Annotated in this window: 13 protein-coding genes; 4 read left to right on the forward strand and 9 right to left on the reverse strand. The window is 66.2% G+C overall.

Annotated features, from left to right (window positions below):
• Nucleotides 1–46: 46 nt before the first annotated feature.
• The 5 genes from baeR to L1P05_RS05225 all read right to left on the reverse strand — a co-directional run bounded on the left by baeR (nt 47) and on the right by L1P05_RS05225 (nt 9,703).
• Nucleotides 47–751 (reverse strand): envelope stress response regulator BaeR, encoded by a 705-nt coding sequence (gene baeR / locus L1P05_RS05205; protein ID WP_172454868.1) that lies wholly within the window; start codon nt 749–751, stop codon nt 47–49.
• Between the two features lie 133 nt (nt 752–884).
• On the reverse strand, nt 885–2,258 hold the full coding sequence (baeS, locus tag L1P05_RS05210; RefSeq protein ID WP_012847932.1) for an envelope stress sensor histidine kinase BaeS: 1,374 nt from the start codon (nt 2,256–2,258) through the stop codon (nt 885–887).
• 16 nt (nt 2,259–2,274) lie between these two features.
• Nucleotides 2,275–5,355, reverse strand: a complete 3,081-nt coding sequence (mdtC, locus tag L1P05_RS05215) for a multidrug efflux RND transporter permease subunit MdtC (RefSeq protein ID WP_012847933.1) — start codon at nt 5,353–5,355, stop codon at nt 2,275–2,277.
• Complete coding sequence (locus L1P05_RS05220; protein ID WP_012847934.1) at nt 5,352–8,480, reverse strand: MdtB/MuxB family multidrug efflux RND transporter permease subunit; 3,129 nt, start codon at nt 8,478–8,480, stop codon at nt 5,352–5,354. Before L1P05_RS05220 ends, mdtC begins: the two co-directional genes overlap by 4 nt.
• A complete protein-coding gene (locus L1P05_RS05225) occupies nt 8,477–9,703 on the reverse strand; it encodes an MdtA/MuxA family multidrug efflux RND transporter periplasmic adaptor subunit (protein ID WP_041692497.1) in 1,227 nt (408 codons plus the stop codon). The genes L1P05_RS05220 and L1P05_RS05225 overlap by 4 nt, the downstream gene beginning before the upstream one ends.
• A 302-nt stretch (nt 9,704–10,005) precedes the next feature.
• Here L1P05_RS05225 and ppnP point away from each other — a divergent pair, with 302 nt between their 5' ends.
• Entirely contained in the window at nt 10,006–10,293 is a 288-nt protein-coding gene (gene ppnP / locus L1P05_RS05230) for a pyrimidine/purine nucleoside phosphorylase (protein ID WP_012847936.1), read from the forward strand.
• Nucleotides 10,294–10,363: 70 nt separating this feature from the next.
• Here the strand turns inward: ppnP and L1P05_RS05235 are convergent, their stop codons facing one another.
• Both L1P05_RS05235 and rdgC read right to left on the reverse strand, forming a co-directional pair.
• Entirely contained in the window at nt 10,364–10,795 is a 432-nt protein-coding gene (locus L1P05_RS05235; RefSeq protein ID WP_225857602.1) for an NUDIX hydrolase, read from the reverse strand.
• A 16-nt stretch (nt 10,796–10,811) separates the two neighbouring features.
• Complete coding sequence (gene rdgC / locus L1P05_RS05240; RefSeq protein WP_012847938.1) at nt 10,812–11,723, reverse strand: recombination-associated protein RdgC; 912 nt, start codon at nt 11,721–11,723, stop codon at nt 10,812–10,814.
• A 121-nt stretch (nt 11,724–11,844) separates the two neighbouring features.
• Between rdgC and mak the strand changes: the two genes are divergently transcribed.
• The 3 genes from mak to L1P05_RS05255 all read left to right on the forward strand — a co-directional run bounded on the left by mak (nt 11,845) and on the right by L1P05_RS05255 (nt 13,748).
• Nucleotides 11,845–12,750 carry a fructokinase gene (gene mak, locus L1P05_RS05245; protein WP_012847939.1) on the forward strand — a complete coding sequence of 302 codons (906 nt, stop codon included), beginning with the start codon at nt 11,845–11,847 and terminating at the stop codon, nt 12,748–12,750.
• 73 nt (nt 12,751–12,823) lie between these two features.
• Complete coding sequence (locus L1P05_RS05250) at nt 12,824–13,291, forward strand: GyrI-like domain-containing protein (RefSeq protein ID WP_012847940.1); 468 nt, start codon at nt 12,824–12,826, stop codon at nt 13,289–13,291.
• 109 nt (nt 13,292–13,400) lie between these two features.
• On the forward strand, nt 13,401–13,748 hold the full coding sequence (locus tag L1P05_RS05255; RefSeq protein WP_012847941.1) for a DUF1294 domain-containing protein: 348 nt from the start codon (nt 13,401–13,403) through the stop codon (nt 13,746–13,748).
• Nucleotides 13,749–13,772: 24 nt separating this feature from the next.
• Here L1P05_RS05255 and L1P05_RS05260 read toward each other — a convergent pair whose 3' ends face one another.
• Complete coding sequence (locus L1P05_RS05260; RefSeq protein WP_012847942.1) at nt 13,773–17,474, reverse strand: AAA family ATPase; 3,702 nt, start codon at nt 17,472–17,474, stop codon at nt 13,773–13,775.
• Nucleotides 17,471–18,703, reverse strand: coding sequence for an exonuclease subunit SbcD (sbcD, locus tag L1P05_RS05265; protein WP_012847943.1), 1,233 nt, complete (start codon nt 18,701–18,703; stop codon nt 17,471–17,473). Before sbcD ends, L1P05_RS05260 begins: the two co-directional genes overlap by 4 nt.
• Nucleotides 18,704–18,734 lie beyond the last annotated feature (31 nt).

Genomic DNA, 18,734 nt, shown 5'->3' on the forward strand with positions numbered 1-18,734 from the left:
CGGCGCGGGCGCCGAAACCGCACGTATCGCCACGGCGGGAGAGGTCTCAGGCGATGATGCGGCAGGGGGCTCCCTCCCAGCGGTAGCCGACGCCATACACCGAGCGGATGAGCGGCTCGTCGCCCTCGACAGGCTCAAGCTTGCGCCGCAGATTTTTGATGTGGCTGTCGACGGTGCGGTCGGTGACCACCCGGTAGTCGTCATACAGGTGGTTGAGCAGCTGTTCGCGGGAGAGGACGCTGCCCGGCTGGGTCGCCAGGGTCTTCAGCAGACGGAACTCCGCCTGGGTCAGATCCAGCGGCTGCTGGCGGTAGCTGGCCTGAAAACGGCTTTCGTCGATGAGCAGCGGCGCCGGCTCGGAGAGGGTATCCTGCAGCCCGCAGCGGCGCAGAATCGTCTTCACTCGGGCGACCACCTCGCGCGGGCTATAGGGCTTGCAAATATAGTCATCGGCGCCGATCTCCAGCCCTAGCAGGCGATCTATCTCCTCGATCTTGGCGGTGACCATCACGATCGGCACTTCGGAGGTGCGGCGGATCTCGCGGCACAGCGTCAGGCCGTCGACGCCCGGCAGCATCAGATCCAGCAAAATCAAGTCGCAGAGATGCTCCTGCAGATAGGGCAACACCTCGTCGCCCCGGCTCAGCCAGTGGGGACGATAGCCGGCGGCGATCAGGTAGTCGATCAGCAGCTGGCCCAGCTTGGGCTCATCTTCAACGATCAGGACGCGCGCCCCCTGCGGTTCGGGCATCAGCGGGGTGGTGGCAAGCATATTCATCGGTCTACTCCCGGTTAGGAATCATCAGGTTAAGGCTCGAACGGCGCTGGCGCACCGGCCGGGGATATCGCGCCGCAGACGGGGGTCGCACGGCGTTTACGGCGGCTCAGGTCTGCTCCTCCAGCGGCAGCGTGACGGTCATCGCGACGCCGCCCAGCGGCGAGTGGCTGGCGCGCAGGCTGCCGCCGTGGGCGGCGACGATATTCTGGCAGATGGAGAGCCCGAGCCCCGATCCTCCGCTGGCGCGGTTGCGTGAGCCCTCCGCGCGGTAAAAGCGCTCAAAGATATGCTGCAGCTGCTCTTCGCTGACCCCCGGCGCGCTGTCCTGCCAGCACAGCGTCAGCGTATCGCTACGCTTCTGGCCCACGATCTGCAGCTCGCCGCCGCTATCGGTGTAGCGTAGGCTATTTTCCAGGAGGTTGTTAAACAGCTGCAGCAGGCGATCGGGATCGCCGAACACCCGGGCCTCGTCCGGCAGCCGCAGGGTCAGACGGATCCCCTTGGCGGCCAGCCGATCGCGAAACGCACCGGCGGCGGCCTGCACCAGGGCGCTCGCCTCGATGGGGCTTTTACGGTAGGCCAGGGCGCCGGCGTCGGAGAGCGACAGCTGGTGCAGATCGTTGACCAGCTTGGTCAGGATGCTGACCTCCGCCTGCAGCGAGGTCAGTGAATCGGGGGTGAGGCGTCGCACCCCATCCTGCAGCGCCTCTAGCTCTCCGCGCAGCACCGCCAGCGGCGTGCGCAGCTCATGGGAGACATCGGCCATCAGCGCCCGGCGGATCTGTTCGTTGCGCTCCAGCGTGGTGGCCAGCTGATTGAAGTCCTGCGCCAGCTGCCCCAGCTCGTCGCGGCTGCTGACGTCGACGCGGGTGGCAAAATTACCGGCGGCCAGCTGGTGCATGGCGTTGATCAGCCGTTTGACCGGCGCCAGCATGCCGCGCGATAGCAGCAGGGTCACCGCCGCCGCCAGCAGGGTCGCCAGGGCGACGATAAACCAGCTGGTGCGGCGCTGCTGGCGATCAAAGTTAATATCGGTATTGCGCGTTAGGCGCTCGGGCGGGGTCGTCAGCACCCAGCCGACGTCGCGCCCCTGATAGCGTATCGCGCTGCGGATACCGTCGCTCGGCAGGCTCCCCTGCGGGCCGACCAGGCGCTGCCCGTTGGCATCGATGACCCAAAATGGGGTGCGCCAGCCGTGGGGAGGCAGGCTGCCGTGCAGATTGCTGCTCTGTTCGATATCACGCATGATCCTAAAGATCATCCGCTCATTGTGGCGCAGAAAGTCCCAGTTGCCTTCGCGGGCGTACAGGGTTTCCAGCTCGCTGGCCATCAGCTGTACCCGCTGTTCATTGCCGTGGCGGATATAGTCGATAAAGCCGCGCTCAAAGCTGACGCGCACCCCCCAGTGCATGATGATCAGCACCAGAATGCAGGTGGACAGGATGGCCAGAAAGAGTTTGGCGGAAATGCCCAGTCTCATGATTTCTCCTCGGGGCTCAGTGCGCCAGCGGCGGCAGGGCTTTCTGTCGACTGACGCGGGCACGCAGCTTCTCCATATACAGGTAGACCACCGGGGTGGTGTACAGCGTCAGGATCTGGCTGACCAGCAGGCCGCCGACGATGGTGATGCCCAGCGGCTGACGCAGCTCGGCGCCGTCGCCGTAGCTGAAGGCCAGCGGCAGCGCGCCGAACAGGGCGGCCAGGGTGGTCATCAGAATCGGGCGAAAGCGCAGCTGACAGGCCTGATAGATGGCGTCGCGGGCGCTCAGGTGCTGCTCTCGCTCCGCCGTCAGGGCAAAGTCGACCAGCAGAATGGCGTTTTTCTTCACCAGCCCTATCAGCAGCATGATGCCGATCAGCGCGATCAGGCTGAAGGGCGCGTTGAACAGCATCAGCGCCAGCAGGGCGCCGACCCCGGCCGACGGCAGGGTCGACAGGATGGTCAGCGGATGAATATAGCTTTCATACAGCATGCCCAGCACGATATAGACCGTGGCGATGGCGGCCAGGATTAGGAGCAGCTGGCTGCTCTGCGCCTGCTGAAACAGCAGGGCGGTGCCGGCAAAGGTGCCGCGCAGAGAGGGCGGGGTGCCCAGGGCGGTCATGGCACGCTCGATGGCGTCGCTGGCGTCGGAGAGCGAGCCGTCCGGCGGCAGGTTGAAGGAGATGGTGGCCGCGGCGCTCAGCCCCTGATGGTTAACCGACAGCGGCGCGTTGGCCGGCAGCCAACTGGCGAACCCGGACAGCGGGATCGGCTGCCCGGCCTGGTTGATGATAAACATCTTATCCAGCGCCCGCTCATCCTGGGCGTCGCGCGGATCGACCTCCATCACCACGTGGTATTGGTTAAGCGGCTGGTAGATGGTGGAGATTTGGCGTTGGCCAAAGGCATTGTTCAGCAGCGAGTTGACCTCGCTGACCTCGATCCCCAGCCGCGCCATAGTCGGGCGATCGTAGGTCAGCAGCATCTCTGCCCCCTTGTCCTGCTGATCGGTGCTGACATCGGTCAGCTGGGGCAGGGCGGCGAGCGCCTTGCGTACCTGCGGCTCCCAGTGGCGCAGGACGGCGAGATCGTCCGACAGCAGGGTGTACTGATAGCTGGCGTTGCCCTGGCGACCTCCCGCTCGAATATCCTGCACCGCCATCAGAAACAGGTTCGCGCCCGGTTCATGGGCCAGCTTAGCGCGCAGACGGGCGATGACCTGTTGGGCATCCTGTTTCCGCTCGCCCAGCGGCTTAAGGGCGATAAACATCATTCCGCTGTTGACGCTGGCGCCGCCGGTGAAGCCGGTGACGTTTTCTACGTCGGGATCGGCGCGTACGATGCGCATAAAGTCCTGTAGCTTACCGCGCATGGCCTGAAACGAGATGCTCTGATCGGCCTGAATAAAGCCCATCAGCCGCCCGGTATCCTGCTGGGGGAAAAAGGTTTTTGGAATGCTGATATACAGCCAGATGTTTAATCCGATCACCGCCAGCAGCATCAGCAAGACCCAGCGGGCGTGGTCCAGCGTCCAGCTCAGGGAGCGGGCATAGCCCTGCTGTAGCAGCGCCGATAGGCGGCGTAGGGCGGTCGGGCGTCCCCCGCCGTCGTCGCGGCGCGGCCGCAGCAGGCAGGCGCACATCATCGGCGTCAGGGTCAGCGCGATCAGCAGCGAGATGGCGATGGAGACCGACAGCGTGATGGCGAACTCATGAAACAGGCGCCCGGGAATGCCGCCCATAAACAGCAGCGGAATAAAGACGGCGACCAGCGACAGACTGATGGAGAAGACGGTAAAGCCCACCTCGCGCACGCCGACCAGCGCGGCGCGGCGGGGGCTCAGGCCGTTCTCGATGTGGCGGGCGATGTTTTCCAGAACCACGATGGCGTCGTCCACCACAAACCCGCTGGCGATGGTCAGGGCCATCAGCGACAGGTTGTTCAGACTAAAGCCGCACAGATAGATGGCGGCGCAGGTGCCGATAAGCGAAACCGGCACCGTGACCGCCGGGATCAGCGTGGCGCGGGCGGAGCGCAGAAACAGGAACACCACCAGGATCACCAGGCCGATGGCGATAGCCAGCGACTGCTCGACCTCGCGCAGGGAGGCGCGGATGGTCGGGGTACGCTCCTGGGCGATATCCAGGGAGACCCCGCTGGGCAGCAGCGCCCGCAGCGCCGGAAGGTCGCTGCGCAGTCGGTCGACGGTTTCGATGATATTGGCGTCGGCGCTGCGGCGGATCATGATGAGGATCGCCGGCTGACCGTTGCTCATCCCGGCGTTGCGGACATCCTCGACGCCGTCGCTGATCTGGGCGACGTCCTGCAGCCTGAGCGGCGCGCCGTCGCGGTAGCGGATGATCAGCGGGCGGTAGTCCTGCGCCTTCATCAGCGTATCGTTGCTCTGCACCTGCCAGCGGTGCTCGTCATCGGCGACGGCGCCCAGCGGGCGGCGGACGTTGGCGCTGGCGATGGCCTGGCGCACCGTATCCAGCGAGGTTCCCTGATTGAACAGGGCATCGGGACTGAGATCGATGCGCACCGCGGGCAGGGAGCTGCCGCCGACCGAGACATCGCCGACGCCGTCGATTTGGGCGATTTTCTGCGCCAGACGGGTGGAGGCCAGATCGTAGAGATCCCCCTGGGTATACTGCGTCGAGGTCAGCGTCAGGATCGCGATGGGCGCATCGGACGGGTTGGCCTTGCGGTAGCTGGGGCGCGACGGCATGCCGGAGGGCAGCAGGCTCTGGGCGGCATTCAGCGCGGCCTGGACATCGCGCGCCGCGCCGTCGATATTCCTGTCGAGATTGAACTGTAAAATGATGCGGGTCGTGCCCAGGCTGCTGCTGGAGGTCATCTCATTGACTCCGGCGATGCGCCCCAGCGCCCGCTCCAGCGGGGTAGCGACCGAGGCGGCCATGGTCTCTGCCGAGGCGCCCGGCAGGGAGGCACTGACCATGATCACCGGGAAATCTACCTGCGGCAGCGGGGCGACCGGCAGCAGGCGCAGGCCGAGCAGTCCCGCCAGGGTGATCGCCAGCGCCAGCAGGCTGGTGGCCACCGGGCGGTTGATAAACAGGGAGAAGCCGCTCATCGCGCCGGGACTCCCCGCGTCGGGCGGTGGGTGTTACGCGCCAGACGATCGAAGGCCAGGTAGATGACCGGGGTGGTGAACAGGGTCAGGATCTGGCTGACGATCAGCCCGCCGACCATACAGATCCCCAGGGGCTGACGCAGCTCCGCCCCGACCCCCTGGCTGAACATCAGCGGCAGGGCGCCCAGCAGGGCGGCCATGGTGGTCATCAGAATCGGGCGAAAGCGCAGCAGGCAGGCCTGATAGATGGCGTCGTGCGGCGCCATGCCCTGCGTGCGCTCCGCCGCCAGGGCGAAGTCGATCATCATGATGGCGTTCTTCTTCACGATGCCGATCAGCAGGATGATACCGATGATGGCGATCACATCCAACGCCTGCCCGCTGATCATCAGCGCCAGCAGGGCGCCGACCCCGGCCGACGGCAGGGTCGAGAGAATGGTGATCGGGTGAATAAAGCTTTCATACAGAATCCCCAGCACGATATACATCGCCACGATGGCCGCCAGAATCAGCCACAGGGTGCTGTCCAGCGCGCTCTGGAACGCCAGGGCCGCGCCCTGGAAGTGCAGCGTCATGTCGGCCGGCATTCCGATCGCGCGTCGGGCGGCGTCGATTTCGGCGATGGCCTGCTCCAGCGTGTAGCCGTCGGGGACGTTGAAGGAGAGGGTCGCCGAGGGAAACTGGTCGAGGTGGTTTATCGCCAGCACGCCGTGGCGCTGCTCTACGGTGGCGATGCTGGCCAGCGGAATGGCGCTGCCGTCGGCGGCGGTCAGGTAGATGCGCTGCAGCGCCGTCAGACCATCCTGATGGGCGCGTTCCTGCTCCAGCACGACCCGGTACTGGTTGGACTGGGTATAGATGGTGGAGATCAGGCGCTGGCCAAAGGCGTTATACAGGGCGTTGTCCACGTCCTGCATCGCGATGCCAAGGCGGCTGGCGCTGTCGCGGTTGACGTTGACGTACGCCACCAGCCCCTGATCCTGCCAGTCGCTGTTCACGTCTTTCAGCATCGGCGACTGGGCGAGACGCGCCTGCAGGCGCGGCACCCAGGTCTGTAGCTCATCCAGCGACATGGCCTGCAGGGTGAAGGGATAGCGCGCGCGGCCCGGCAGGGTATCGATGGTCATATCCTGCACCGGCTGTAGATACAGCGAGATGCCACCGACCCGGGCCGCCAGCGCCTGCAGGCGGGGGATGATGCGATCGATGCGATCGCGGCGGTCGGCCAGCGGTTTTAAGACGATCTGCAGTCGCCCGCTGTTGAGCGCCGGGTTGACGCCGTCGACGCCGACGAAGGCGCTGACGCTGGCCACGTCCGGATCGCGCAGCAATGCTTCGCTCAGCTGACGCTGGCGCTCGGCCATAGCGCTGAAGGAGATCGACTGCGGGGCGTACACCGTGCCCTGGATCAGGCTGTTATCCTGCTGCGGGAAGAACCCCTTGGGGATGATGAGGTAGAGCAGCACCGTCAGCATCAGGGTGGCGACGGCGACGCCCAGGGTGATCCGCGGATGGCGCAGCGCCAGACGCAGCGCGCGGCCATAGCCTGCGATCAGGCGCTGGAACTGTCGCTCGCAGGCCAGCGAGAAGCGGTTTTGACGCCGCAGGCTCTCCTGGCTCAGCAGACGGGCGCACATCATCGGCGTCAGGGTCAGGGAGACGACGGCGGAGATCAGAATGGCGACCGCCAGCGTGACGGCGAATTCGCGGAACAGCCGACCGATAATATCGCCCATAAACAGCAGCGGGATCAGCACGGCGATCAGGGAGAAGGTCAGCGAGATAATGGTGAAGCCGATTTCACCGGCGCCTTTTAGGGCGGCGCGCAGGGGGGGATCGCCGTTCTCCAGATGACGCTCGATGTTTTCGATCACCACGATGGCGTCGTCCACCACGAAGCCGGTGGCGATGGTCAACGCCATCAGCGTCAGGTTATTGATCGAAAACCCCAGAAAATACATCGCGGCGAAGGTGCCGATCAGCGACAGCGGAACGGCGACGCCGGGGATCAGGGTCGCGGGCAGGTTACGCAGGAACAGGTAGATCACCATCACCACCAGCGCGACGGCCAGCAGCAGCTCGTGGCGCACGTCGCTGACGGAGGCGCGAATGGTCTGGGTGCGGTCGTTCAGGACGCTGATTTTGACCGAGGCGGGCAGGCTTTCGCGCAGCTGCGGCAGCTGGGCCAGCACGGCATCGGCCGTGGCGATAACGTTGGCGCCGGGCTGGCGCTGCACATTGATGACGATGGCCGGATGATTATTGGCCCAGGCGGCCAGCTGGGTATTTTCCGCCCCTTGCTCGACGCTGGCGATATCGCGCAGGTAGACCGGTGCGCCGCTGCGGTAGGCGACGATCAGGTTCTGGTACTCCTGCGCCGATCTCAGCTGATCGTTGGCGTTCAGGGTGATGGCCCGGGTAGGGCCGTCCAGGCTCCCCTTGGGCGAATTCACGTTGGCGTTGGCGATGGCGCTGCGGATCGTCTCGCTGCTGAGGCCGTAGGCCGCGGCGGCGGCGCCGTTTAGGCGCACGCGCACGGCCGGGCGCTGGCCGCCGGCCAGGGTAACCAGTCCGACGCCGCCGACCTGCGCGATCTTCTGGGATATTCGTGTCTCCACCAGATCTTCGACCTGCGGCAGGCTGAGGGCATCGGAGACCACCGCCAGCGTCAGGATCGGCGGATCGGCGGGGTTGACCTTGCTGTAGATCGGCGGGTAGGGGAGATCGTTCGGCAGCAGATTGGTCGCGGCGTTGATTGCCGCCTGCACCTCCTGCTCCGCGACGTCCAGCGCCAGCGACAGCTGGAACTGCAGCGTGATCACCGATGCACCGCCGCTGCTCTGCGACGACATCTGCTGCAGGCCGGACATCTGGCCGAACTGGCGCTCCAGCGGGGCGGTGATCGCCGAGGCGGTCACGTCGGGGCTGGCACCGGGATAGAGGGTGACCACCTGAATGGTCGGGTAGTCGACCTGCGGCAGCGCCGACACCGGCAGGGCGCGGTAGGCGACCAGACCGGCCAGCAGAATGGCGATCATCAGCAGGGTGGTGGCGACCGGGCGCAGAATAAACAGGCGCGAGGGGCCGCCGCCGCGCGGAACCGGGGAGGAGGGCGTCTGGCTCATGGCTGCGGGGTATCCCCGTGGTCCGCGGCGGCGTCAGGGCGCTGAGCGGTGATGATGTCGACCTGCCCCCCCTCCGTCAGCCGATCGATGCCGTCGGTTACCACCTTGTCGCCCGCGTTGACCCCCTGTTGTACCACCAGCGCGTCGCCGTCGCGCGCGCCGACGCTGAGGCTGCGCTTATGCACCCTGTTCTCGGCGTCGACCACCCAGACAAAGCGCCCTTCACGGCCGGTCTGTACCGCCGCCGCGGGAACCAGCAGCACCGGCGCCTGGCTGGCGACCTGCAGGCGCAGGTAGACGAACTGATTGGGGAACAGGCGATCGTCCTGATTATCGAAGCGGGCCTTGATCTTCAGGGTTCCGGTCGCGGTGTCTATCTGGTTGTCCAGGCTGAGCAGATGGCCGGTCGCCAGGCGCTGGCGATCGCTGCGATCCCAGGCTTCGGCAACCAGCGTTCCCTGGCGCTGCAGCGCCTGCTGCAGGCGGGGAATATCCCCCTCAGGTAGGGTGAACAGCACGTCGATGGGGTGGGTTTGGGTCAGCACCACCAAGCCATTGGTATCCGCGCTGCTGATATAGTTGCCCTCATCGACCTGACGAAGACCGGCGCGGCCATCGCCCGGCGCCCGGATACGACTGTAGTCCAGTTGCAGCTGGGCGCTATCCACGTTGGCCCGATCGCTGACCAGGCTGGCCTGCGTCTGGGCGACCAGCGAAGCCTGGGTATCCAGCTCCTGACGCGAGACCAAATTATCTTTGGCGAGGCGCTGGTAGCGCACCAGATCGCGTCGGGCGTTGTCCAGCAGCGCCGTATCGCGCGCCAGCGCTCCCTGGGCCTGCTGCAGCTGGATCTGGAACGGGCGTGGGTCGATTTCAGCCAGCAGATCGCCGGCCTTCACCTGCTGCCCCTCCGTGAAGTGCAGCTTCATCAGCTGGCCATCGACCCGGCTGCGCACGGTCACGGTATTGGAGGCGGTGACGGTGCCCAGCCCGCTGAGGTAGCTGTCCTGCGCGGCGCGGTGCACGACCGCCGCCTGCACGGGAACCGTCTGCGCCATGCCGCGTCCCGGCCTAGCGTCGCGCTGGCGCGCCGGGCTTCCGCCGGCGTCGGCGGGCGGCGCAGAGGAGACGTGATGCCAGGCGAACGCGCCCAGCAGGAGCAGCAGAATTAACAGCCCGCAGAGCTTGGCGCGCCGGGAAGAGAGTGCGGATATAACGCTCATGTGACGGTAATTCTCCTGCAGACGCCCGATGGGCGGAATCCATGATGAAAAGACGCCGAACGGGAGCGTCGAGCGCAGCCCCGGATGGTCGTAAGTGTATTGTAGCCGTTTGCTGCGGCGGCAAAATGGAGGAAATATGAAAATCGTGCGCATCGCAATGGAAAACCGTCGCACGCCGGCGCTTTTTTAGCCGATCGTCGCGTCCGCCCGCGCTGGCGATCGCACCCTGAAGAAACGGCGCGTGACAGTCCCCGTTTTTTTGACCAAGATGAGACGACTACTCACGTTAAAGAGGCCACACTATGCTGAATGTTAATGAGTATTTTGCAGGGAAAGTGAAGTCGATTGGCTATGACAGCGGCAGTATCGGCCGCGCCAGCGTGGGAGTGATGGAAAAGGGCGAGTATACCTTTACCACGGATCGGCCGGAGGAGATGACGGTGGTGACCGGCGCGCTGCGCGTGCTGATCCCCGGCGCGCCGGACTGGCAGGTGTTTACCCCGGGAGAGACCTTTTTTGTGCCGGAGCACAGCGAGTTTAACCTGCAGGTCGCGGAGCCCAGCGCCTACCTATGCAAGTATCTGAGCTGATCGTCTGACGGGCGAGGGCGGCGCGCCGCCCTCAGCCTCTTCGCCTTACCTCGACGGCGGCACCCGCCGTCTAAAATCCCATCTCACCATAGTGACCGTGGCGGAACTCCGTCAGCACCCGACGTACGTAGGGCAGGGTCTCCTGCGGCAGCGCATCGGGGGCGAACCAGGTCAGCGCGTCGCACTTGTGCGGCTCCCGGTTATCGATGACGGCGTCGTCATCCGCCAGATAAAACCACTGATCGACATAGGTGCGATCGGCGCTGCGGCGGTGCAGGGTGTAGACATGGCGCAGCGCGGCGGGGTCCCGCGTTAGCCCTATCTCCTCCTGCGCCTCGCGCGCCATCGCCTGGCTCGCGGACTCGCCCGCTTCGACGTGTCCGGCGGGCAGCGACCAACAGCCGTCGGCAAAGCCGGTATTGGCGCGGCGGGCTAGCAGAAAGCGGCCGTCGCGCTCCAGGATCAGGTATACCGCATGGTAGATCATCGCATGTCCAGGCACGGTTGCCTCCCGGCGTTTACTGCGCCGCCTCACCGCCCAGGGCGGCGATCAGCTCGTCGATTAATACCGCCAGCTCGCCGGTCATCAGGGCGAAGTCGGCGTCAAAGCGCAGGGCGGCGTCTTCACGATCGATATCTTCATTCTGATCGCGCAGGGTTTCCGAGAACTTCAGGCGCTTAACGGCGCCGTCGTCGGCCAGCACCAGCTGAATGCGCTCGCGCCAATCCAGCGCCAGCTTGGTCACCAGCTTACCGGCCTCGATATGCACGGCGATCTCATCGCACACCAGCTCCTGCTGTTTGCAGCGAATAACGCCGCCCTCGTCCAGGATAGCCTTCAGCTCGGCCTCGTCCTGCAGGCTGAAGCCCGCCGGGGTGTTGCCGCTGCGCACCCATTCGGTCAGGGTCATCTCGATGGGTTTATCCAGCGTCAGCGGCACGACGGGCAGGGAGCCCAGGCTCTTGCGCAGCAGCGCCAGCACGTCTTCCGCCCGCTTGGCGCTGGCGGCGTCCAGCATGATCAGGTTGTTGACGCTGTCTATCCACAGCCAGGTCTGGTTAAAACGGCTGAAGGCGCGCGGCAGCAGGCTGTGCAGCACCTCATCCTTCAGCGCGTCTTTTTCGGTTTTTTTCAGCTTGCGGTGCTGCTCACCCTCTAGCCTTTCGATTTTGGCCTGCAGCGCCTGCTTGAGTACCGGCGCTGGCAGGATCTTCTCCTCTTTGCGCGCGCACAGCAGGATCTGCCCGTTGGCGCAGTGGGTCAGCGCGTCGCTGCCGCCGCCGAGGGGGGGAACCCAGCCGGTGCGCGACATATCCTGACTGCCGCAGGGGGTAAATGCCATGGCGCTGAGCTGGGACTCCATCTCTTGCGCCACCAGCGGAATTTCACGGTTCAGACGGTAAATTAACAGGTTCTTAAACCAGAGCATGAGGCATTTTTCCGGAAAAAAAGGTGGGAGTTAGCGGCGTCAATGATAGCGAATTCTCCCCGTTTCTTCACGGAAAAACTCCGCTACTATGGGCACCGGATGAGTAATACAGGAGACGCCGATGCGTATCGGGATTGATTTGGGCGGCACCAAGATTGAGGTGCAGGCTTTGGGGGATCGCGGGGAAACCCTGTTTCGGCGGCGGGTTGCCACCCCGCGCCATGACTATGCGGCGACGCTGGCGGCGATAGTCCAGCTGGTGGCGGACGCCGAGGCGCACTGCGGCGAGCGCGCCTCGGTCGGGGTCGGTATTCCCGGTACGCTGTCCCCGTTTAGCGGGCGGGTTAAGAACGCCAACTCGACCTGGCTGAACGGCTCGACGCTGGACGCCGACCTGTCCGCCCTGCTGAAAAGAACGGTGCGGTTGGCCAACGATGCGAACTGTCTGGCGGTATCGGAGGCGACCGACGGCGCGGCGGCCGGCGCCCGGGTGGTCTTTGCCGTGATTATCGGCACCGGCTGCGGCGCGGGGATTGCGCTGGATGGCCGGGTGCACGCCGGCGGTAACGGCATCGCCGGCGAGTGGGGGCATAACCCCTTACCCTGGCAGGATGACGCCGAACGGGCGGCGTCAGCGGCGCAGCCCTGCTACTGCGGCAAACAGGGCTGCATTGAAACCTTTGTCTCCGGCAGCGGATTCTGCGCCGACTACCGGCGCCACGGCGGGGCGGCGCTTGACGGGGCGCAGATCATGGTGCGGGCCGATGCGGGCGATGCGTCGGCCTTGGCGGCCATCGCCCGCTATGAGCAGCGTCTGGCGCGTGCGCTGGCGCAGACCATTAACACGCTGGATCCGGACGTGATCGTGCTGGGCGGCGGCATGAGCAACGTGAGCCGTCTGTATCGTACCCTGCCGGATCTGATCACCCCCTGGGTGTTCGGCGGCGAGTGCCGCACCCCGATTCGCCCGGCGCAGCACGGCGACGCCAGCGGCGTGCGCGGCGCCGCGTGGCTGTGGCCTGCGTAACGGCGGGCTGGTCGGCGATTTGCCATACTGGCAGAGGCGCCGCCGTGGCGCGAGAGAGCGGGAGAGGATGGGTATGCAGGTGAAGATCGAGAGTTTAGCGGCGCAGCCGCTGTTTGCCCTGCGCGTGCAGGGGCCGTTTGCGCAGTCGCTGGGGCCAGGATTTGAGCGGCTGATGGCGTGGTCGACGCGCCACGGCCTGCAGGGGCAGTGGATGGCGCTGTACTATGATAACCCCCGCGAGGTTGCGCCAGAGGCACTGCGGGCGGATGTCGCCCTGACGACGGCGACAACAGCGCTCCCGTCGGATGGCGAGGCGTCCGGGATCCGTTGGGACACGCTGGCTGGGGGCCTGTATGCGCTGGCGCAGGTGCGGGTCATCGATAATGATTTTGCCACGCCGTGGGTAGCGCTGTTTGACCAGGCGCTGCCCGCCAGCGGCTATCGTCCGGACGGCGGTCCCTGCTTTGAGCGCTATCTGAGCGATGGTCGAGCCAGCGGTGAGTGGCTGCTGGAGCTGGGCGTGCCGGTCAGAAAAAGCTGAAAATGCCCCGTTGCCGCCGCCGGGGCGTCGGAGCGAGGCCCCCGGCAATTGTCGTTTCGCCGCGGACGCGCGAATATAGGCGGACTTTGTCACAGTTTATTGCAATTAAATGAAACCAACCCTGATCTGCGATGGTGCACTGGCGCTGACGCTGCCGTTCTGTCTGTTGACGCCCCATCCGCTGTGGTATTGGCTGGCGTTGGTGAACCTGTGGACCCTGCTGATGTACGGCTATGACAAGCTGGCGGCGGTGCAGGCGCGGTGGCGTATCCCTGAGCGCACGCTGCTGCTCGGCGGCGTCCTCGGGGGCTGGCCGGGCGGGCTGCTCGGCCAGGTGCTGTTTCAGCATAAAACCCGCAAGATGGCGTTTCGCAACGCCTTCATGCTGTCGGTGGTGGCCAACCTGGCGCTGCTGCTGATCCTCTGGTACTGGCTGTACGGGCGCTGGCTGCTGTAGCGGTACGCCGGCGCCCGCGCCGGCTTATGACTCCCCGTCGCCGCTGACGCGATAGCGACTGTCGAGGCGGCTAAAGCCCAGTCCGTTGATTTTCTTCACCCGGATCTGCAGCGGGATCCGCTCCTTCATCGCCTCGACGTGGCTGATGACGCCGATGGTTTTACCGCTGGCGTTCAGGGTATCCAGCGCGTCCAGCGCGGTATCCAGCGTCTCGGCATCCAGCGTGCCAAATCCCTCATCCAGAAACAGCGAGTCGATGCGGGTCTTGTGGCTGACCAGATCCGACAGCGCCAAGGCCAGGGACAGGCTGACCAAGAAACTTTCGCCGCCGGAGAGGGTGCGGGTATCGCGCCGCGCATCCGCCTGCCAGGTATCGACGACCTCCAGCTCCAGGGTGTCGCCCTCTCGGCGCAGCAGCTGGTAGCGTCCGTGCAGGCGCATCAGCTGGCGGTTGGCCAGATAGACCAGATGGTCCAGCGTCAGCCCCTGAGCAAACTTGCGGAACTTGTCGCCGCTGCTGGAGCCGATCAGCTGATTGAGGTAGCTCCAGTCCTGATACGCCCGTTCGCGCTGGGCTATCTCGGCCAGCCAGCCCTGCTGGCTGTGGCGCCGCTGGGTGTCGCTGTGCAGCTGCTGCTGCAGCTCGCCCTGCTGCAGGCTGTGCTGGCGCAGCTGCTGCGTCAGCGCGCTACAGCGCTGCTCCAGCCACGGGTCGTCGTCGTCGATATGCAACTCCTGCGGGCGGGTCGCCTCACCCTGGGCAACGGCCTGCTGAGCCTGCGCCAGCAAGGCCGCGCTTTGCTGCCGCTGCCGCTGGGCGTCGTCGCGCAGTGCCGTGAGCTGCCGCTGCTCCTCTTCCGTCAGCATCGCAGCCAGCAGAGCGGCGTCGTCGCTAAAGGGGGAGTCGGCCAGCGCAGACTGCCAGCGCTGACGCAGCGGCAGCAGGCGCTGGGTCAGCGTCTGCTGCTGCTGGCGGGCGGCGCTCAGCTCGCCCTCCAGTCGCTCATACTGCTGCTGCCAGCGCTGACTTTCCGCCAGCGCGGCGCTCTGACGCTGCTCCAGCGCCTGCTCCTGGTGCAGCAGCTCGGCCTGAACGTCCGCGATCGGGCGGCCGTCGAGCAGGGCGCGCCGCTGGGCCAGCAGAAGGGCCAGCTGCTCATCTAGCGTCTGGCGCTCGCGCGTCAGCGTCTCGTGGTGCTGCGTCTGCGTCGTCAGCTGCTGCTGCAGCAGGCGTAGCTGCTGCTCTAGGCTGAGCGCCTGGGTCTGCAGCTGCTGGTGCTGCGCCTGCGCCTGCTGCCAACGCTGCCACTCGTCGCGTCGCGCCGCCAGCCAGCGCTCGCTCTGTGCGGCATCGGGCGCCGTCAGTTCGCCGTCGGCCAGATCGTCGGCTATCTGCTGTGTCAGACTCTGCTGCTCCTGCTCGGTCTGTTGCCATTGGCGCTCGCACTCCGCGCGGCGGGTCTCCTGGGTTTGCAGCGTCTGCAGCAGCAGACTTTGCGCATGCTGCTCCTGGCTCAGCCGCCCGCTGGCCTGGGTCAGGGCGTCGCGCGCCCGCTGCAGGCGCTGTGCCAGTGCCTCTCCCTGAGCCTGCAGGCTGTCCAGCTCGCGGCGCCGCTGGGCGCAGCGCTGCAGGTAGTCGGCGAGGGCCGTCTCATCCTCCAGCGCCAGCGCTAGCCCCAGCGCGTCACAGATCTGCTGCCAGCGCGCGCGCTGCTGGGTCAGCGTCTGCTGCAGCTGCTGGGCTTCGCTTTCCAGCTGGGCGCACTGCGCCGCGGCTTGAGCCGCGCGTTCGCTCAGCGCTCCGCCTTCCCGTCCCAGGCGCTCGACCTCCTGGCTGAGGCGATCGCGGCGCCGTTGGCTGTCGCTGAGCGCCGGGGGCTGGTAGCTGGCCGCCAGCGGGTGATCGCATGCGCCGCACAGCGGGCAGGGTTCGCCCTCACGCAGGCTGGCGCGCTCCGTTTCCAGGCTGATCAGTCGCATCTGCAGCGCTATCTGCTGTTCCAGATCCTGCAGGTGCTGGCGCTTATCCGCGTACTGACGCCGCTTCTCCGCGAGCTGCTGCTCCAGGATTAGACGCTCGCGCTGCAGTGCGCCATCGCGCGCCTGCAGCGCCTGTATGCGCGCCATCTCCTGCAGGGCCAGCGGCTGCAGCGCGATCAGCTGCTGGCGATCGTCATCGCCCTGCTGCAGGGTCGTTCGCGCCTGCGTTACGTGTTCGGCGGGGTGGTGGCGCTGCCACGCTTGCAGCTCGGCCTCCTGCGTCTCCAGCGCCTGACGCAGGCGCTGCTCGTCCTGCTGCAGGCCAAGCAGGGTCTCCTGGCGCGCATCGCGCTGGCGGCACAGGTGCTGTATCTCCTGCTGCAGCCGCGTCCGCTCGGCGCTTAGCCGTAGCCCGTCGTCGCTGAGCACGCCGCGGCGCTCCAGCAGCATCTGCCAGCGCGGCAGCCGTTCGCCCCACTGGGCGTGCTGCCGGGCGGCGTCCAGCTGCCGCTGCAGCGCGGCGTGCTGCTGTCGCTGGGCCTCCTGCTGCGCGCTGAGCTGCTGTTGCTGCGCCTGCAGATCCTGCAGCTGGCGCTGACTCTCCTGCCACTGCTGCGACAGCCGCTGTTCGGCCTCCTCCTGTTTGCTCAGCGCATTGTCCAGCGGTAGCACTCGCTCGGCGATCAGCGCCTGCGTTTCATCACGGCGCTGGCGCAGCTGCTGCCAGGCTTGCTGCGCCTGCTGTAGCGCCTGCTGCAGCGGCGCCCGCTGGGCGGCCGCCGCCTGTAGACGCGCCTCCAGCTGATGCTGCTGGGCGTCGGCCTGGCGTAGATCCTCCTCGGCCTGGGTCAGGCTCTGGTAATACGGCCGCAGCCGCAGCGCGGGTTCGGCGTGGGTCAGCCGCAGCAGCTGCGGCTGAAGGGCGAGCCAGTGCTGCTCGGCCTGGGCGGCCTGCGTCTGTGCCTGGCTCAGCGCCTGGCGCTGCTCCTGCTGACGCCGTAGCCACGCCTGCTGCTGCTGCGCCTGCGTCAGCTGAGCGCGCAGCGCCTGCTCCTGCGTCTGGGCGTGGGTCAGGCTGGCCTGCAGCGCCTCGCGCTGGGCGTCGCTGAGCAGCTCAACGCCGGCGGCGCGTTCGCGCAGCGCGTCCAGATCGCTCTTGGCCTGCTTAAAGCGGGCGAAGACCGCCTCGGAGAGGCGCCCGTAGATCTCGGTACCGGTCAGCTCCTCCAGCAGCTCGGCGCGTTTGCCGGCATCGGCGTTGAGGAACGCGGCGAACTCCCCTTGCGACAGCATCATCGACTTGGTAAAGCGGCCAAAGTCCAGGCCGGTCAGTTCGGCGATGGTTTTTAGCTTATCGCTGATTTTATCGCACAGGATCGTACCGTCATCCAGCCGCGCCAGCTCGGCGCGTATCGCCTGCAGCTTGCCGTCGGGGCGGTTGTTGGCGCGCCGCTGGCTCCAAAAGGCGCGGTAGCCTATCCCCTTGACTTCAAACTCCACCTCGGCCAAGGATTCGGCGGTGCCGCGGGTCATCAGCTCATTCTGGCTGGCGGAGATGGTGTCCAGACGCGGGGTCTGGTGGTACAGCGCCAGACAGATGGCGTCCAGCAGGGTGGTTTTTCCCGCGCCGGTGGCGCCGGTAATGGCAAACAGCCCGCTATCGCAGAAGGGGGGGGCGCTGAAGTCAATTTTCCACTCGCCGCGCAGCGAGTTGATGTTCTTAAAGCGTAGACTGAGGATCCTCATGCCTGCGTCTCCTCGGTATCGGGGTCTAGCGTTATCTCCTGCAGCACCTGCTGGAACAGCCGCTGCGCCCGCGCTTGCTGCTGAGGATCGCTCTCCTGCTCCAGCGCCAGGCGTCGGCTAAATACGTCGTCGGGGGTCAGCTCGCTCAGGGTCTCGCCGGCCTGCATGGTCAGGGCGCGCTGACGCTGCTCACGGCTGCGCCGCAGCAGCAGGATCTCCACCGGCAGCGTCTCCGCCTGCTGCTGCAGCGTGCGTTCGCTTTCGCTGAGCCAGCCGTCGCTGTCGATCTCGATGTCCAGCCAGACCGGCTTGTCCGTCGCCAGTGGGCGCAGGGCCTCCATGGCTGCGCCAATCTCCGTCAGCGAGCCCTTGAGCAGGCGCATCGGCTGGGTCTGGGGGATGGGCAGCTGGGTTATCTGCGGCGCGCTGCCGTACGCTAAGGTCACCAGGCAGACGCTTTTGCTGCTGCCCAACTCGTCAAAGCTCAGGGGGATCGGGGAGCCGCTGTAGCGAATATGCTCCGCGTGACCGACCCGCTGCGGGCGGTGAATGTGCCCCAGGGCGATATAGTCTGCCGGGGGAAAGGCGCTGGCCGGCAGGGCATCCAGCGTGCCGATATAGATATCGCGCACCGATTCGGAGCCGCTGGCGCCGACGGTGGTCAGGTGGCCGGTGGCGACGATCGGCAGCGGCTGCGCTAGCGAGGCCTGCAGCGCCAGCGCACGCTGATACAGGGCGTGGTAGTGATCGCTGATGGCCTGCTGCAGCGCCAGCTGCTTCTCCGCGGCGGACTGGCCGGCGCGGCTTTGCAGCAGGTCGCGCGGTCGCAGAAAGGGAACGGCGCACAGGATGGCGCCGGGGCTGCCGTCGCGTCGCCGCAGCAGCAGCGGCGCATCGTCGGCGTGGGCGCCCGCGATCACCTGGGTATGCAGGCAGGCCAGTAGCTCGCGGGATTCGTTGAGGGTCGCCACCGAGTCGTGGTTACCCGCCAGGACGATCAGCTGACAGCCGCGTCCCTGTAGCGCCACCACAAAGCGGTTGTACAGTTCACGGGCATAGCTGGGCGGCGTTCCGGTATCGAACAGATCGCCGGCCACGATGATGGCGTCGGCCTGCTGCTGCTCGGCCTGCAGCAGCAGCCAGTCGAGAAACGCACGGTGTTCATCGGCGCGGCTTTTACCGTAGAAATGCTGGCCAAGGTGCCAGTCGGAGGTATGGATCAGACGCATGGTGTCCCTTGCTTGGCAACGGAGGGCGCGC

It is taken from the genome of Edwardsiella piscicida (genome assembly GCF_021733145.1).
Lineage (GTDB): Bacteria > Pseudomonadota > Gammaproteobacteria > Enterobacterales > Enterobacteriaceae > Edwardsiella > Edwardsiella piscicida.

Coding starts and splice junctions, on each gene's coding strand:
- L1P05_RS05220 (WP_012847934.1), bottom strand. CDS start 8,480: ATGAGCCAGACGCCCTCCTCCCCGGTTCCGCGCGGCGGCGGCCCCTCG.
- ppnP (WP_012847936.1), top strand. CDS start 10,006: ATGCTGAATGTTAATGAGTATTTTGCAGGGAAAGTGAAGTCGATTGGC.
- L1P05_RS05250 (WP_012847940.1), top strand. CDS start 12,824: ATGCAGGTGAAGATCGAGAGTTTAGCGGCGCAGCCGCTGTTTGCCCTG.
- sbcD (WP_012847943.1), bottom strand. CDS start 18,703: ATGCGTCTGATCCATACCTCCGACTGGCACCTTGGCCAGCATTTCTAC.
- L1P05_RS05255 (WP_012847941.1), top strand. CDS start 13,401: ATGAAACCAACCCTGATCTGCGATGGTGCACTGGCGCTGACGCTGCCG.
- baeR (WP_172454868.1), bottom strand. CDS start 751: ATGCCCGAACCGCAGGGGGCGCGCGTCCTGATCGTTGAAGATGAGCCC.
- L1P05_RS05225 (WP_041692497.1), bottom strand. CDS start 9,703: ATGAGCGTTATATCCGCACTCTCTTCCCGGCGCGCCAAGCTCTGCGGG.
- mdtC (WP_012847933.1), bottom strand. CDS start 5,355: ATGAGCGGCTTCTCCCTGTTTATCAACCGCCCGGTGGCCACCAGCCTG.
- L1P05_RS05260 (WP_012847942.1), bottom strand. CDS start 17,474: ATGAGGATCCTCAGTCTACGCTTTAAGAACATCAACTCGCTGCGCGGC.
- baeS (WP_012847932.1), bottom strand. CDS start 2,258: ATGAGACTGGGCATTTCCGCCAAACTCTTTCTGGCCATCCTGTCCACC.
- mak (WP_012847939.1), top strand. CDS start 11,845: ATGCGTATCGGGATTGATTTGGGCGGCACCAAGATTGAGGTGCAGGCT.
- rdgC (WP_012847938.1), bottom strand. CDS start 11,723: ATGCTCTGGTTTAAGAACCTGTTAATTTACCGTCTGAACCGTGAAATT.